This window comes from Streptomyces sp. PA03-3a, from assembly GCF_033792735.1.
GTDB lineage: Bacteria > Actinomycetota > Actinomycetes > Streptomycetales > Streptomycetaceae > Actinacidiphila.
This window is the reverse complement of the sequence record NZ_JARAVM010000015.1, coordinates 175,287-190,028: the sequence shown is the minus strand read 5'-3', so window position 1 is coordinate 190,028 and position 14,742 is coordinate 175,287. Positions and strand designations below refer to the sequence as shown.

Annotated in this window: 15 protein-coding genes and 1 rRNA gene; 11 read left to right on the top strand and 5 right to left on the bottom strand. The window is 71.9% G+C overall.

Features of this window, described 5'->3' with window-relative positions; translation table 11 throughout:
- Positions 1 to 97 (top strand): 5S ribosomal RNA (gene rrf, locus PV342_RS20215); the annotation flags it as partial.
- Between the two features lie 54 nt (positions 98 to 151).
- Here the strand turns inward: rrf and PV342_RS20210 are convergent.
- Positions 152 to 1,189 carry a hypothetical protein gene (locus tag PV342_RS20210; RefSeq protein ID WP_500318164.1) on the bottom strand — a complete coding sequence of 346 codons (1,038 nt, stop codon included), beginning with the start codon at positions 1,187 to 1,189 and terminating at the stop codon, positions 152 to 154.
- A 122-nt stretch (positions 1,190 to 1,311) separates the two neighbouring features.
- On the opposite strand from PV342_RS20210, the gene PV342_RS20205 reads away from it, so the two are divergent.
- Genes PV342_RS20205 through PV342_RS20195 form a run of 3 tightly spaced genes read left to right on the top strand, consistent with a single transcriptional unit; the run spans position 1,312 to position 4,352 of the window.
- Positions 1,312 to 1,959 carry an HAD family hydrolase gene (locus PV342_RS20205; RefSeq protein ID WP_500318162.1) on the top strand — a complete coding sequence of 216 codons (648 nt, stop codon included), beginning with the start codon at positions 1,312 to 1,314 and terminating at the stop codon, positions 1,957 to 1,959.
- A gap of 43 nt (positions 1,960 to 2,002) precedes the next feature.
- Entirely contained in the window at positions 2,003 to 3,226 is a 1,224-nt protein-coding gene (locus PV342_RS20200; protein ID WP_500318160.1) for an MFS transporter, read from the top strand.
- Positions 3,177 to 4,352 (top strand): acetoin utilization protein AcuC, encoded by a 1,176-nt coding sequence (locus tag PV342_RS20195; RefSeq protein ID WP_400804206.1) that lies wholly within the window; start codon positions 3,177 to 3,179, stop codon positions 4,350 to 4,352. The genes PV342_RS20200 and PV342_RS20195 overlap by 50 nt, the downstream gene beginning before the upstream one ends.
- On the opposite strand, the gene PV342_RS20190 is transcribed toward PV342_RS20195, so the two are convergent.
- Complete coding sequence (locus PV342_RS20190; protein WP_500318158.1) at positions 4,249 to 5,934, bottom strand: GMC family oxidoreductase; 1,686 nt, start codon at positions 5,932 to 5,934, stop codon at positions 4,249 to 4,251. The two genes, PV342_RS20195 and PV342_RS20190, sit on opposite strands and share 104 nt — an antisense overlap.
- A gap of 144 nt (positions 5,935 to 6,078) precedes the next feature.
- On the opposite strand from PV342_RS20190, the gene PV342_RS20185 reads away from it, so the two are divergent.
- The 5 genes from PV342_RS20185 to PV342_RS20165 all read left to right on the top strand — a co-directional run bounded on the left by PV342_RS20185 (position 6,079) and on the right by PV342_RS20165 (position 9,901).
- Complete coding sequence (locus PV342_RS20185) at positions 6,079 to 6,894, top strand: phosphatase (RefSeq protein WP_018558717.1); 816 nt, start codon at positions 6,079 to 6,081, stop codon at positions 6,892 to 6,894.
- 128 nt (positions 6,895 to 7,022) lie between these two features.
- Positions 7,023 to 7,235, top strand: coding sequence for a helix-turn-helix domain-containing protein (locus tag PV342_RS20180; RefSeq protein WP_018558718.1), 213 nt, complete (start codon positions 7,023 to 7,025; stop codon positions 7,233 to 7,235).
- 107 nt (positions 7,236 to 7,342) lie between these two features.
- Entirely contained in the window at positions 7,343 to 7,441 is a 99-nt protein-coding gene (locus PV342_RS20175; RefSeq protein ID WP_003948845.1) for a 30S ribosomal protein bS22, read from the top strand.
- A 178-nt stretch (positions 7,442 to 7,619) separates the two neighbouring features.
- Positions 7,620 to 8,672: an NAD-dependent epimerase/dehydratase family protein gene (locus PV342_RS20170; protein ID WP_361014020.1), complete on the top strand. Its 1,053-nt coding sequence runs from the start codon at positions 7,620 to 7,622 to the stop codon at positions 8,670 to 8,672.
- A gap of 26 nt (positions 8,673 to 8,698) precedes the next feature.
- Positions 8,699 to 9,901: a lysophospholipid acyltransferase family protein gene (locus PV342_RS20165; RefSeq protein WP_500318156.1), complete on the top strand. Its 1,203-nt coding sequence runs from the start codon at positions 8,699 to 8,701 to the stop codon at positions 9,899 to 9,901.
- Between the two features lie 101 nt (positions 9,902 to 10,002).
- Here the strand turns inward: PV342_RS20165 and PV342_RS20160 are convergent, their stop codons facing one another.
- The 3 genes from PV342_RS20160 to PV342_RS20150 all read right to left on the bottom strand — a co-directional run bounded on the left by PV342_RS20160 (position 10,003) and on the right by PV342_RS20150 (position 13,435).
- The gene (locus PV342_RS20160; protein ID WP_400804213.1) at positions 10,003 to 11,193 is read right to left on the bottom strand and encodes a DUF5667 domain-containing protein; all 1,191 of its coding nucleotides are present in this window, start codon (positions 11,191 to 11,193) and stop codon (positions 10,003 to 10,005) included.
- A gap of 216 nt (positions 11,194 to 11,409) precedes the next feature.
- Entirely contained in the window at positions 11,410 to 12,204 is a 795-nt protein-coding gene (locus tag PV342_RS20155; protein WP_026250935.1) for an ECF subfamily RNA polymerase sigma factor, BldN family, read from the bottom strand.
- A gap of 310 nt (positions 12,205 to 12,514) precedes the next feature.
- The gene (locus PV342_RS20150; RefSeq protein ID WP_018558723.1) at positions 12,515 to 13,435 is read right to left on the bottom strand and encodes an HAD family hydrolase; all 921 of its coding nucleotides are present in this window, start codon (positions 13,433 to 13,435) and stop codon (positions 12,515 to 12,517) included.
- Between the two features lie 109 nt (positions 13,436 to 13,544).
- On the opposite strand from PV342_RS20150, the gene PV342_RS20145 reads away from it, so the two are divergent.
- The gene (locus PV342_RS20145) at positions 13,545 to 13,841 is read left to right on the top strand and encodes a glutaredoxin family protein (protein WP_361005179.1); all 297 of its coding nucleotides are present in this window, start codon (positions 13,545 to 13,547) and stop codon (positions 13,839 to 13,841) included.
- Between the two features lie 154 nt (positions 13,842 to 13,995).
- Positions 13,996 to 14,658, top strand: coding sequence for a 3'-5' exonuclease (locus PV342_RS20140; RefSeq protein WP_400804218.1), 663 nt, complete (start codon positions 13,996 to 13,998; stop codon positions 14,656 to 14,658).
- Positions 14,659 to 14,742 lie beyond the last annotated feature (84 nt).

Here is a 14,742-nt window from a genome sequence, read left to right as displayed (position 1 = left end):
GGAAACGCCCGGTTACATTCCGAACCCGGAAGCTAAGCCTTTCAGCGCCGATGGTACTGCAGGGGGGACCCTGTGGGAGAGTAGGACGCCGCCGAACAATCATTAGCCTCAGCCCCTGAGTTTCGACTCGGGGGCTGAGGCTTTTTTGCGTTCAGCGCACTCCGGTCCATATGACCGGCTTCAGTACGTCGTCCCGGACGGCGCAGCCGCCCACCCTGCCGTTGTCGGCGGCGGCGAAGGCATCCGCGTCGCCGTCCTCCTGGAGGCGGGGCAGAGCACGGATCGGCCCCGTGCCGGTCCAGAACTCGGCGGTGCCGGGCGGGTATCCGGGCGGAGAGCCGAAGCTGGTCGGGGCGCCGCCGACGACGAGGCCCGTGGTGGGACTGATCGCCCGGAAGTAGCCCTCGTTGTAGTAGCCCGGCAGGCCGGGGACGCGTACGCCGTCCGCGGTGTACGGCGGGTCCCAATAGGTCTCGTACTGGCTGTCGGAGAAGAAGTCGCTGGCGCTGCCCACGATGCGGCCGTGTTCGTCGACGGCGGCGGGGGCGTACGACACGCCCTCGGGAAGCTCGGTGGGCAGCAGGCGTTGGGCCGGCGCGTCGGTTCCTGCGGGCCAGACCACGGCGCCGTCGCCGTCGGCGCCGACGACCGTGCCGGAGTTGTTGATGCCGACGGCGCTCCACACGGAGGAGAACGGGCTGGAGGGCCGCAGTTCGCGCTCCACGGTGTCGCGGTGCCAGACGTACGCCGTGTGGTTCTCGCCCGTGCCGACGATGCGGCCGTGGTCGTTGACGTCGTTCGCGGTGAGGCTGTTCGGGAGGATCGTGGCGGTGCGCCGGCCCTGCCGGTAAGTGAAGCCGACGGCGTGACCCCAAGAGGGGAAGAGCACGGTGCCGACCATCAGACCGTGCCGGTTGACGGCGCTGACCTCACCCGTTCCGTAGCCGTAACCAGCCGGGAACGGGACGCGGTGGACGGTGCGTCCCGTCCAGTAGACCGGGGCGTTGCCGCTGGACCCGCCCGCGATCCCCGGGCGGCCCAGGGCGTGGACCTGACCGTTGCCGCCGGGGAGCGTGTCGAGGACGTGGATGCGCGGTCCGGCCGCTACCGCGGCGACCGCGGGAGCGGACGGGGTGACGAGGGCGGTCAGGCCCGCCCCGGTGAGTGTGAGGAAGCTTCGGCGTCTCAAGGATGTCCCCCTCCCGCCGGGACGCGGTGTCCCGTCGGCCGTCCATGATGGGCGAGGGATGCCGGCGGACGGGTGGATTCAGCCCGGACCGGCCGGATCCGGTGCCCGACTACAGTGGGGCGGTGCGCTACGACCTGGTCATCTTCGACAACGACGGCGTGCTCGTGGACAGCGAGCCGCTCTCCAACCGCATCCTGGCGGGCCTGCTGACGGAGCTGGGCCACCCCACCACCTATGAGGAGTCCGTCCGCGACTACATGGGCGCCGCGATGCACCGCGTCCACGACCTGGTGGCGGAGCGCACGGGTGAGCGGTTGCCGGAGGACTTCGACGCCATGTACTACGCGCGGGTCTTCGAGGGCTTCCGGCGCGAACTGGAGCCGGTGCCTGGTGTGGTGACCGTGCTGGGGAAACTGGCGGCGGACGGGGTGCCGTACTGTGTCGCGTCCTCGGGGAGCCACGAGCGGATCCGTGTCGCGCTGAGGAAGACCGCGCTGTACGGGTACTTCGGCGAGGAGCGGATCTTCAGCTCGCAGGACGTGGGATGCGGGAAGCCGGCGCCGGACCTGTTCCTGCACGCGGCGCGCACGATGGGCGTGGCGCCGGAGCGGTGCGCCGTGGTGGAGGACAGCCCGCTCGGGGTGCGGGCCGCGGTGGCGGCCGGGATGGACGCGTACGCGTTCACGGCGATGACGCCGGCGGAGAAGCTGGCGGGGGCGCGGGAGCTGTTCGCGGACATGGCGGAGCTCCCCGCGAAACTGTTCGTGTGATCGATCTACCCGTCCGTAGCCCGCGGGCCTACGCTGCACGCTCATGGAGGGCTTCGACGGCGGTTTGCGTCATGGACGGGCCTCGTTGGCCGTCGGTTTCTTCGCGCAGGGGGCGGTCTTCGCGCTGCTGGTGACCCGGATCCCTGCGCTGCAGGACAGGTACGGCGTCAGTGACGCGCTGCTGCCCGCGTTCCTTGCCGCGGTGCCCGTGCTGGCGGGCGTGGGGAGCGTCGCCACCGAGCACCTGGTGAAGCGGGTACGGCCGAGCGTGGTGCTGCGCTGGGTGCAGCCGGTGGTGTCCCTGGCGCTGCTGGGCGCCGGTGCCGGGGACGCGCTGTGGCAACTGGCCGCGTCGCTGGCCGTGTTCGGGATATGCGTCGGCGCCCTGGACGCGTCCATGAACATGCTCGGGGTGAGCCTGCAGCGCGCGTACGGGCGCAGCATCATGCTGGGCTTCCACGCCGCGTACAGCCTCGGCGGCATTCTGGGGGCGTCGCTGGCGTGGGCGGGAGCGCACTGGCACCTGTCGCTGGCGGCGCTGTACGGGCCGGTGGTGGCGGTGCTGATCCCGCTGACGCTGGTCGCCGGCCGCTGGTACGTCGACCAGAGGACGGAGGTCCAGGGCGCGACGGCCACGGCCGCGGTGGCTCCGGTGGCGATGCGGCTGCTGCTTCCGCTCTGCCTGGTGATGGCGTTCGCGTACATCGGCGACTCCACCGTCTCCAACTGGAGCGCGAAGTACCTTCAGGACGTGCTCGGCGGCTCCGAGCAGCTGGCCACCGTCCCGTACAACGTCTACATGGTCACCACCCTGCTGGGCCGCTCGGTCGGCGACCTCGGGGTGCGGCGGTTCGGGGCGGCCGCGGTGGTGCGTACGGGTGCGCTGGTGGCGGCGGCGGGCTTCGCGGTGGTCGCGGCCGCGCCGGGTGCGTGGGTGGGGATGGCGGGCTTCACGCTGCTGGGCCTGGGGCTGTGCGTGATCGTGCCGCAGACGTTCGCGGCCGCGGGGCGGCTGTTCCCCGGGGCTTCGGACACGGCGATCGCGCGGCTGAACATCTTCAACTACGTGGGTTTCCTGGTCGGTTCCCCCCTGGTGGGCGCTCTGGGTGACGCCTGGAGCTACCGGGGGGCGATGCTGGTGCCGATGCTGCTGGTGGCGGCGACGCTGCTGTACGCCCGCTCGTTCGGGACGGAGCCCGCCCGATACGGTGTCGGCCATGAGCGGCCGCGCACAGCTGATGTGGGACGAGCAGGTAACGGGCTATGACTTCGGTCGCGGCCACCCGATGGACCCGGTGCGGCTCGCACTGACCATGGGGCTGGTCCGGGCGCTGGGACTGGACCGGGCGCTCACCGTCACCGCGGCCCCCGTGGCCGGCGACTCGACGCTGCGCCTGGTGCACGACGCGGAGTACGTGGCGGCGGTGCGACGTGCCTCCGCCGACCCCGAGGCCATGACGGAACTGGCGTACGGTCTCGGTACCGAGGACACCCCGGCGTTCGCGGGCATGCACGAGGTCTCGGCGCTGATCGCGGGCCAGTCGGTCGGGGCGGCCGAGGCGGTGTGGCGCGGCGACGTGGCGCACGCGGTGAACTTCGCGGGCGGGCTGCACCACGCGATGCCCGGGATGGCCTCGGGCTTCTGCGTCTACAACGACGCCGCGCTGGCCGTCGCCCGGCTGCTGGAACTGGGCGCTGAGCGTGTCGCGTACGTGGACGTGGACGTGCACCACGGGGACGGCGTGCAGACGGCCTTCTGGGACGACCCGCGCGTGCTGACGATCTCGCTGCACGAGCACCCCCGCACGCTCTTCCCGCAGACCGGCTGGCCGGAGGAGACCGGCGGTCCGGCGGCGGAGGGCGGCGCGGTGAACGTGGCGCTGCCGGCCGGTACCGGGGACGAGGGCTGGCTGCGGGCGTTCGACGCGGTCGTCCCCGAGCTGCTGGCGGCCTTCCGGCCGCAGGTGCTGGTGACCCAGCACGGCGCGGACACGCACTTCGAGGACCCGCTCGCGCATCTCGCGGTGAGCCTGGACGCGCAGCGGGCCGTGGCGGAGGCGCTGCACGGCCTGGCGCACGAGCACGCCGAGGGCCGGTGGGTCGCCCTGGGCGGGGGCGGTTACGCGGTGGTGGACGTGGTGCCCCGGACGTGGGCGCACCTGGTGGGCATCGCCGCGGGGCAGCCGGTCGCGCCTCAGACGGCGACGCCCGAGGAGTGGCGGGCGGAGGTGTACCGCAGGACGCGCCAGATGGGGCCGTTGCGGATGACGGACGGCCGGAACGCGGTGTTCAGCGGGTTCCACGACGCGGGGTACGACCCGGCGGACCGGCTGGACCAGGCGATCCTGGCGACCCGGCGGGCGGTCTTCCCGCTGCACGGGCTGCTGCCCTAGCCACGACCGGATCCCCGTGGGAACGGGGCCGGGCGCGGGCCCGGAGCAGCTCGACCGCCCGTTCCGCGACGGCGTAGACGGTGGCGTCGGTGTTGGCGGAGACCGGGCCCGGCATCACGGAGGCGTCGGCGACACGCAGGCCGTCGACGCCGCGTACCCGCAGCTCGGGGTCGACGACGGCGTAGGCGTCCGTGCCGATGCGGCAGGTGCCGGCGTAGTGGTTGTAGGAGCGCAGGTTGCGGGTGAGGTACGCGCGCAGCTCGGTCGTGCCGGTGGTGTCCGGGCCGGGGAGGGCCTCCTCGCCGTACCACTCCGCCAACGCGGGGTCGGCGGCGATCTCCCGCGCCGCGTCCAGGCCCTCCGCCATGGTGTCGAGGTCGCGGACGTCGGCGTAGTAGCGGGGGTCGATGAGCGGTGGCGCGCCGGGGGCGGTGCCGGAGAGCCGGACGGTTCCGTGGCCGTACGGCGCCATGAGGGCGACCATGATCGTCCAGCCTTCGCCGGCGGCGGGCCCGGGCATGCTCCGCTCGCGGATCGGGAAGTCGATGACGTGCAACTGCACGTCGGGGCCCGGCGCTTCGGGCCGGGTGCGGATCAGGCCCTGGACCTCGCCGTGGCTGTTGGCGCCCGGAGGCACGGGGCCGGGGGCCCGTACGACGACGCCGGAGGTCACATGGTCCAGCAGGTGGGAGCCGACGCCGGGCAGGTGCACGGCGGTGGGGATGCCCCAGTGGCGCAGGTGGTTGCGGGGGCCGATGCCGGAGAGCATGAGCAGTTGCGGGGTGCCGACCGCGCCGGCGGCCAGGACGACCTGGCCCGAGGGGGAGCGGCGGGCGGTGCGCGACTCGCCGTCGACGGCGTACTCCACGCCCGTGCAGCGGTCGCCGGCCAGGAGGACCCGTAGGGCGAGGGCTCCGGTGACCACGTGCAGGCCCGGCCGGTGCAGCGCCGGGCGCAGGTAGGCCGTGGCCGCGTCCTGGCGCACGCCGTCGGCGATACTGAGGTCGCCCCAGCCGAACCCCTCCTCCAGGCCGCCGGCGAGGTCGTGTGCCTCGCGGTGGCCGGTGTGGACGGCGGCGCGCAGGAAGTCCCGGGCGAGGGGGTGGCGGTCGGTGGCGGGGCCGACCCGCAGGGGGCCGTCCATGCCGCGCAGCTCCGGGTCGCGGTCCGGCACGCCGGTGACGTCCTCACTGCGGCGGAACCAGGGCAGCAGATCGTCCCAGCCCCAGCCGTCGGCGCCCTGGGCGGCCCAGGCGTCGTAGCCGGAGCGGTGGCCGCGCAGGAAGCTCATGGCGCTGATGGCCGAGCTGCCGCCCAGGCCGCGGCCTCGGGGCCACGGTACGACGAGGCCGGTCTCGGTCTGCGGCACGGTGCGGTCCGCCCAGTCGAGGGGGGTGCCGAGCAGGCTCGGCCAGGCCGCGGGGAGGGAGACCTCCGGGGGGCGGTCGGCTCCGCCGGCCTCGAGGAGCAGCACCCGGGCCGCGTCGTCCTCGCAGAGGCGGGCCGCGAGCACGCATCCCGCGGAGCCCGCCCCCACCACGATGTAGTCGAACTCGCCTGCGCCGGCGGAGGTGTCGGCCACGGGACCCTCCCGTCGCTGTCGCGCGCCATGCCTGAAGTGTACGGAGGGCTCCGCCGGGGCCGCCGACCCGAACGACCGCCCCTCGGGAGTGATGTTCGGGCCGTTCCGGCACGTGAGGGTGGTGGCGGGGGTCACCATCGGCACGTGGTGACTGCTGCCGCGCTGCGGGCGCATCTGGTGGGGGCGGGGATCGCGGGGGTCGTGGCGACACCGCGGGAGAAGAGCCTGCGCAGCTATCGGCTGTTCGTGGCGGGCGATCCGCGGCAGACCCTGGGGCTGGAGCCGGCGCGGCCCTGGACGCAGTCCGGTCTTCTGCGGTTGATGGCCGACCGATGTGGGGTTTCGCCTGACCCGGGGCACACTTCCGGGCAGGATGTGATCGACCCGGACCGCACACTGGCGGGGCTCGAGGCCTTCGCCGTCCGGCTGAAGGAGGCCGCGCAGCGCAGGGAGCCGGTACTCATCGGTACTGGTCACCCGCATCGCCTGCTCGGTTTCTACGCCGGATTGGCGGCCGCCCTGTCGGCGGCGGGATGCCCCGTCCTCACTCCATCGCATGGCCGATGTATCGACATGGCGACGCAATTCGGCCTACGCACGTACAACCTCTGGTACGTAGGGGGAGTCGCGACGGTCCGGGATGCGCCGGGTGAGGGCGCCCGTGGTGCGCCGGCGGTGCACACACACTCCCCGCTCCCGGTTCGGGCGGCGCTGGCCGGTGCGGCAGGACGTGGGGGGCTGCTGCCGAGCCTCGTGGTGGGAGACCACGGCTGGGTCTGCGGAGCAGGTCAGCTGGGCATCGAGGCCATCGGACTGGCCGATTCGGACGACCCGGCGGTTTTCGTGGCCGAGACGGAGGGCAGGGTCTCGGCCGTGGTTCCGCTTGATGACGCTGTGCGGTCCGATTACTACCGACCGCTTACGCGCTATGTACTCAATCGAGCGTGTCTGTCACAGTAGTCAACCGATCGCTACTCCTCTTCCCCACTTGCATCATGCGCACCTAATCTGGGGAGGAGCGCACGTGCGAGAGGGAGTCACCGGAGGGGAAGCCGGTGCCCGTCATGTGCGGAAGGTTCAGGTGTGTCATGGCTTCAAGCGAGAGGCCTCTCAACGAGGTCGTGTTCCTGACCGTGGCAGAGGTCGCCGCGGTGATGCGAGTGTCCAAGATGACCGTGTACCGGCTGGTGCACAGCGGTCATCTGCCGGCGATCCGGGTGGGGAGGTCCTTCCGGGTGCCGGAGCAGGCCGTCCATGACTATCTTCGGGAGTCCTACGTGGGGGTGGGGGAAACTGCCTGACGACCGCCTCGGTTTCTGCTCGGCGCTTGCGGACGGGTAGGCTGAGCCGACGTAGGTCGTGTGGGCTCGGACGCCCCGCACCGAGTGAAAACGAAGCGAGGGTAGTCGTGGGCTCTGTCATCAAGAAGCGGCGCAAGCGTATGGCCAAGAAGAAGCACCGCAAGCTGCTGAAGCGTACGCGTGTGCAGCGTCGCAACAAGAAGTAAGCGAGCTACGCGTCGCACTTCGCTGCCCTTCCGCCCCCACGGACCGTGGGGGCCGGAAGGGCAGCGGCGTTTCCGGGGGCCGGGCCCTCCTCGACGGTGCTCGTACGTTCGGGCGTCATCACGGCGCAACAACGAACCGATACGGTGCGTACATGCGGTGCGAGGGAAGGCGCTGATCTTGGGCAAAGTGGTGCTGGTGACCGGAGTCGCCCGCCAGCTCGGCGGCCGGCTGGTACGACGTGTGACGCGCGACCCCGACGTCGACCGGGTGATCGCGGTCGACACGATGCCGCCCCCGCACCAGCTGGGCGGCGCCGAATTCGTCCGTGCCGACATCAGGCACCCGATGATCGCGAAGGTGCTGGCGGAGCACTCGGTGGACACGGTGGTCCACATGGACGTCAGCGGCACGCTGCCCGGTCGCAGCAGCCGGACCGCGGTCAAGGAGACCAACGTCATCGGCACGATGCAGCTGCTCGGCGCCTGCCAGAAGGCCCCGACGGTGCGCCGCCTGGTGGTGAAGTCCACCACGAGCGTGTACGGCTCCGCGCCCCGCGATCCCGCGGCCTTCACCGAGTCCATGCCGCCCAAGTCGCTGCCCAGCGGCGGCTTCGCCAAGGACGCGGTCGAAGTCGAGGGATACGTGCGCGGCTTCGCACGGCGCCGCCCGGACGTTGCCGTATCGGTTCTGCGGTTCGCCAACATCCTGGGCCCGCGGGCCGACACGCCCCTCGCCGAGTACTTCGCGCTGCCGGTGCTGCCGACCGTGTTCGGCTACGACCCGCGGCTGCAGTTCGTCCACGAGGACGACGTCATCGACGTCCTCATGCTGGCCCTGCGCGACGAGCGCAAGGGGACGATCAACAGCGGCACGTTCAACATCGCCGGCGACGGGGTGCTCCTGCTGTCGCAGACCGCGCGACGGCTGGGGAAGCCCACGGTGCCGGTGCTGCTGCCCGCGGTCACATGGGTGGGGCAGATGCTGCGCACCGCCGGCGTCACCGACTTCTCGCGCGAGCAGATCCGGTTGCTCACCCACGGCAGGGTCGTGGACACCACGCAGATGCGCGAGACGCTCGGCTTCGCCCCGAAGTACACCACCGCCGAGACCTTCAGCGACTTCGCCCGCAGTCGCGGCCCCGGCCTGCTGCCGCCCGACCGGCTCGCGGAGGCCGTCGACCGGCTCGCCGCGGTGGTCCCCGCGGGCGGCCCCCGAGGACTGAGCTCGTGAGCACTGCTGCGAGGAGGAACCGCACCATGGCGGACGCCAAGGTCATCCCGTTCGACGAGGACTCGCGGACCCGGAGGGGAGCGCCGCGCTCGCGCGGGCGGGCCGCGGCCCGCGGCAAGGCGGGCGGCGACACCGGGAACGCGGTGGCCGCGCTGCCGGTCGACGAGCGGACCGCGCGGGCCGCGGACGGTGCCGAGGCCGTCCAGGGCGCCGTGACGGCCTCCGCGGACACCTCGGGCACCGGTGGTGCGGATGGGGCGTCCGAGGCCGCACAGACCGCACCACAGGGCGCTGAGGGGCATCCCGGCACCACCTCGGGCGGTGCCCCGGGGGGCCTGGGCGGCCCGCTGGCGGCGGCGCTCGGCTCGGCCGCGGACCGGCTGCTGGGGGCACCCTGGGAGCGCCGGGTGGCGCACGGCCTGGCCTTCCTGCGCCGCCGGATCACCGGCGACTACGAGGTCGACGACTTCGGCTACGACGAGGAGCTCACCGAACAGGTCCTGATGTCGCTGCTCCGGCCGCTGTACGAGTCGTACTTCCGGGTCGAGGTGAAGGGCATCGAGAACATCCCGGCCGAGGGCGGCGCCCTGGTGGTGGCCAACCACTCCGGGACGCTGCCGATGGACGGCCTGATGATGCAGGTCGCCGTCCACGACCACCACCCCGCGGGGCGGCACCTGCGACTGCTGGCCGCGGACCTGGTGTTCGTGCTGCCGCTCGTCAACGAGCTGGCCCGCAAGGCGGGGCACACCCTGGCCTGCGCGGAGGACGCCCAGCTGCTGCTCGAACGCGGTGAGGTCGTCGGTGTGATGCCCGAGGGCTTCAAGGGTCTGGGGAAGCCCTTCTCCGAGCGCTACAAGCTGCAGCGATTCGGGCGGGGCGGTTTCGTCGCGACCGCGCTCAAGACCGGGGTGCCGATCGTGCCGTGCTCCATCGTGGGCGCGGAGGAGATCTACCCGATGATCGGCAACGCGAAGACGGTGGCCCGGCTGCTGGGCGTCCCGTACGTCCCGGTGACGCCGACGTTCCCGTGGCTGGGGCCGCTGGGCATGGTGCCGCTGCCGACGAAGTGGACGATCCAGTTCGGCGAGCCGATTCCCACGGACGGCTACGCGCCGGAGGCGGCCGAGGACCCGATGCTGGTCTTCAACCTGACCGACCAGGTGCGGGAGACCATCCAGCACACCCTCTACAAGCTGCTGGTGCAGCGCCGCTCGGTCTTCTTCTAGAAGCTGCGGCTTTCGGGCTCCGGGCTGCCGCCGACCCGCGGGGGCCGGAACCCGTGGTGGGCCGGGGCGTGACGCCCCGGCCCACCACGTGAGGTGCCTGCTCAGTCGTCCCTGTCGTCCTCGGCGCTGAGCCCGAGGCCCGGGAGCAGTCCGGGCAGCAGCGGCGGGAGGGTGACCGACGGCTGGGTGCCGTCGCCGCCCGGGGAGCTGCCGGTCGGCGTGGGGTCGAGCAGATCGCCCGTGCCGCCGATGATGCCGCTGTCCGCGCTGCGGGAGGCCGACGGGCTGGCCTTGTCGCCGCCGCGCTCCTCGGCCGAGCCGCTCGCGGAGCCGCTGACCGAGGGCGAGGGCCCCCGGGTGCCGCTCGCGGAGCGGTTGCCGCCGCCCGGGACCCCGCGGCCGTCGCTGTGGCCGGCGCCGGTGTCGGGCGGCAACAGCTTCTGCAGCGGCGCCACTTCGTCCTCTATGGCGTCGAAGACGGAGGTGACCTTGTTCCCCACGTCGTCGAGCCGGGAGGGCAGCCGGCCGCGCAGCTCCGTCCAGCCCCTGCGGTGGTTGCTGGAGAACGCGGAGAGCGTCTCGATCGGCCGCAGCGAACCGTCCTTGCGGTACGCGGCGGCGAGCAGCCGATGGCCCTCGGAGGCCTCCTGCTGCATCCCGGACAGCGCCCTGCGGATCTCGCCCACGGACTCGTCGTCCAGATCGCCGCCCCGGCCGCGTTCCATGAGGCGGCGGGCCTCCTGGAGCCGGGTGGAGGCGAGGTCGAGATAGACCTTGCCCCGGTCGGCGTCGTCGTCGGCGAGGTTGAGGCGCATGTCCTCCATGCCCCGTTTGAGGCCGTAGAGGGTGTCGCCGGGCAGCGCGTCCGTGCTCGCGGCGGCGACACCGCCGAGTGCGCCGGCCGCCACGCCGACGGAGAGGCCGCCGGCGGCGAGCCTGCGCGACCACGCCGAGCGCGGCTTCAGTTTGCCGAGACCGCGGCCGCCGGCGCGGTGTGCGCCCCGTCCGCCGTCACGCTGTACGGGAACCGTCAGGGTGCCGTCGGCGAGCGCGGCCTCCATGGCGGCGATCAACTGGGCACGCTGGACGGTCTTGGTCTCCGGATCCAGCATCGGCCGCGGCACGTCCTGCAGGGCGTCCGCCAGGGCCAGGAACGCGCCCTGTTCCGGATCCGCATGCCGGTCCGCGGCGTGGGCGCCGTGCTGTACGCCGGCACCCGTCTGGGGGCCTTCGCCCTCAAGGGCGTCGGCGAAGGCGTTGGCCCGCCGGTGCGCCGTTGGATTCGCGATCACGGGCGGCACCTCCTCTCGTCATCCACCTCGACTCCCCGTAGTGCCTTCAAGGTTGTGCACCTTGAGCCTTTCCACCCGATCGAGTGATCGGAAGCGGGCAGAGCACGGCATTGGGGGGTCCGCATGTGATGCAACGAGTGCCGCCCGAGTTGGGTTACGCAGTCATGATGATCGGACCGTGGAGGCAGTCGCAAGATGAAGATCCATCCATCGCGCTCATCGCGCGTCGTCGGGGAGCAGCCGGGCGAGGGTCCGTACGGCCCGGTACTGCAGGGTCTTGATCGCGCCTTCGTTCTTGCCCATGATGCGGGCCGTCTCCGCGACCGACAGCCCCTGCAGGAAGCGCAGCGTCACGCACTCCTGCTGCTGGGGGTTGAGCTTGCGCACGGCCCTGAGCAGCGACTCGTTGGACAGCGCCTCCAGGACGCAGTCCTCCGGGCTGGGCTCGACCTCGTTGGCGTCGAGCATCTCCCCGGTGGTCACCTCCAGCCGGAACCGGCTGGACTTGAAGTGGTCGGCCACCAGGTTGCGCGCGATGGTGACCAGCCACGCGCCGAAGTCGCGGCCCTGCCAGGTGAAGGTGCCGATCCGGCGCAGGGCGCGCAGGAAGGTCTCGCTGGTCAGGTCCTCGGCGGTGGCCTTTCCCCCGACGCGGTAGTAGATGTAGCGGTAGACCGTGTCGGAGTAGTGGTCGTACAGCCGCCCGAAGGCCTCGGTCTCACCGGCCTGGGCGCGTTCGACCAGGTCCATCATGCGTCCGCTGTCGCTGTCGGCCGCCGGCCGGCGCGGGGTGGCGCCCGTGGACCGGTCGGTCTGCTGGGCGTTGCGGGATCGTCTGCCGACCGTGGCCCGGCCGTCGGCCAGCGCGTAGGCGCGGCCGGCGGGCGCTGCCGCCGTGGCGAGTGCGGGGACGGGCACGGCGTACGCGGGGACGACGCGCAGCAGGTGCTCAGCCACCAGTGCGCGCAGCGTAGCCAGGCCAGAGGCGTCAACCCCGGTGTGTGGGTACACGGGACTCCCAGAGGCAGAACTTCCATCACGTGCAGTACGGAACCTTTCACCCGTCGTAGCGACGTGTGGGTCCCGGCTTGCGTCTGAGGAGAATAACGCTTCGTACAGGCGACGCTACACCGAGTTGCTGAAATCGTCGGTTCCGCCCACTCTCTGGCGGAATAGTGATCGAGTAATTATCGAACACTGAAACGGTGTTGACCACATAGCGTCGTGAAATGCTCGCGTGGAGAGCGTGTTGTGGCTGTGTGGCTCACCGTGAACTGACGGGGCGCCAGAGGGGGACCCGGGCGTGTCGCCTGCGTCGTCCCTAGCGGCGACGGCGCTGCAGGGCCATCGCGGCGGCGGCGCCGCCCGCCACGGCGCCCACACCGGCGGCCGCCGGGATGCCGATCTTCGCCGCCTTGCGGCCCGTACGGTAATCACGCAGCCGCCAGCCCTTTTCGCGTGCGTGCTTGCGCAGACGCGTATCGGGATTGATCGCATATGGATGTCCTACGAGCGACAGCATCGGGATGTCGTTCGACGAATCGCTGTACGCGGCGCAGCGCGAGAGTTCGAGTCCCTCCGCGCCGGCGAGCGCCTTCACGGCCTCGGCCTTGGAGGGGCCGTGCAGCGGCTCGCCGACCAGCCGGCCGGTGTAGACCCCGTCGACGTGCTCGGCGACGGTGCCGAGGGCGCCGGTCAGGCCGAGCCTGCGGGCGATGATCGTGGCCGTCTCCACCGGGGCTGCCGTGACCAGCCAGACCCGCTGGCCGGCGTCGAGATGCGCCTGGGCGAGCGCGCGGGTGCCGGGCCAGATCTTGTCCGCCATGTACTCGTCGTAGATCTCCTCGCCGATGGACATGAGTTCCTCGACGCGGTGCCCCTTGATGATCGTGAGCGCGCTCTCCCGCACCTCCTGCATGTGCTCGGGGTCCTCGGACCCGGCGATCCGGAAGTACGCCTGCTGCCAGGCGAAGCGCGCGAGGTCGCGGCTGCGGAAGAACTTCCGCTTGTACAGGCCGCGCCCGAAGTGGAAGATCGCGGCGCCCTGCATCACGGTGTTGTCCAGGTCGAAGAAGGCGGCCGCGTGCGGATCGCCGGCCACCGGGAACGCGGGGGCGCCCGCCCGGTCGTGCTTCTCCTGCGCGGGTGCCGCGAGTGCGGCCTCCGCCGCTGCCTCGCCGGCCAGCACGCTGCGCGCGGTGGCGGAGCGCTTACGGGGGGTGAGCCATCGCAGAGCGGCCATGGGGCGAGCATAGCCAGTCCGTTGGGCAACTCCGGTGCAGCGATGGAGCAGGTGAATGAACTCCTCGCGACGAGGGTGTTACCGCGGGTCGGCGGTTGACGGAGGCAGAATGGCCGGCATGAGCCCTCTGTTCGGACGTGAAGCCCGCAATGCCCGGAAAGACCCGGCCGGCCGGACGGTGACGCTGATCGCCAAGCCCGGCTGCCACTTGTGCGACGACGCGCGGACGGTGGTCCGGCGGGTCGTCGACGACCTGGGCGCGCGCTTCGAGGAGATGGACATCACGCGCGACGAGGAACTGCACGACCGCTACTGGGAGCAGATCCCGGTCGTCCTCATCGACGGCGAACAGCACACGTTCTGGCGTGTCGACGAGGGCCGGCTGCGGCGCGGGCTGGGCGCCTGAGGGCCCTGATGCGACAGGTGGGCGATTTGCGCGTGTTCCTCTGGACGCGGGTGCTCGATTACCATCAAGGCGTTTTGTGTAACGGCGGGGGTGCGTGAGTAAGGACGGTGACTGCGTGCTCCCGGGCAGACCTCACAGGCGCGGCGGTTTCGCCGTGGTCGATCTGGAGGCCACCGGTTCCAGTTCGCGGCGCCACCGGGTGGTCGAGCTGGCGGTGGTGCTGCTCGACCGCGACTTCGGGCACGAGGGCGAGTTCTCGACCCTCGTCGATCCCGAGGGGCCGGTCGGCCCCACCCACATCCACGGCATCGAGTCCCGCCACGTCGAGGCGGTCGGCGTCCCGCTGTTCGGGCAGATCGCCCCGAGACTGCTGGGGCTGCTGCGGGGCAGGGTGCTGGTGGGGCACAACGTCGGGTGCGACCGCGCGTTCCTGGCGGCGGAGTACGCCCGGCTGGGCGTGGTGTTCCCCGTCGTCCCCGAACTGTGCACCATGCGGATGGCCGCGCTGCGCGAACGCGCGCCGGGCGGCCTGAGCCTGCTGGCGTGCGCCGAGGCCGCCGGGCTGACCGGCTGGACCGCGCACACGGCGCTGGGGGACGCCCGCACGACGGCCAGGCTGTTCACCTCGTACGTCCTGGACCACCCGGGTGGACCCGCGCAGGCGGACAAGGCGCTGGGGCGCGCGGCGGCGGTCGAGTGGCCGCAACTGGCCGGCGCGGACGCGCTGTGGGTGGGGCGCCGGGGTGCGGACCGGGCTCCGGCGTGGAACGTTCCGTCGCAGCAGAAGGTTTCTTATGCCCGTAATGGGGGTGCGTGATGCCGGTCACTTCCCCTGGGCAAATCGGACACCATCTTTGTGCACGCGTTCACAAAGACATAGCCTGGCGTCCACGGGGCGGTC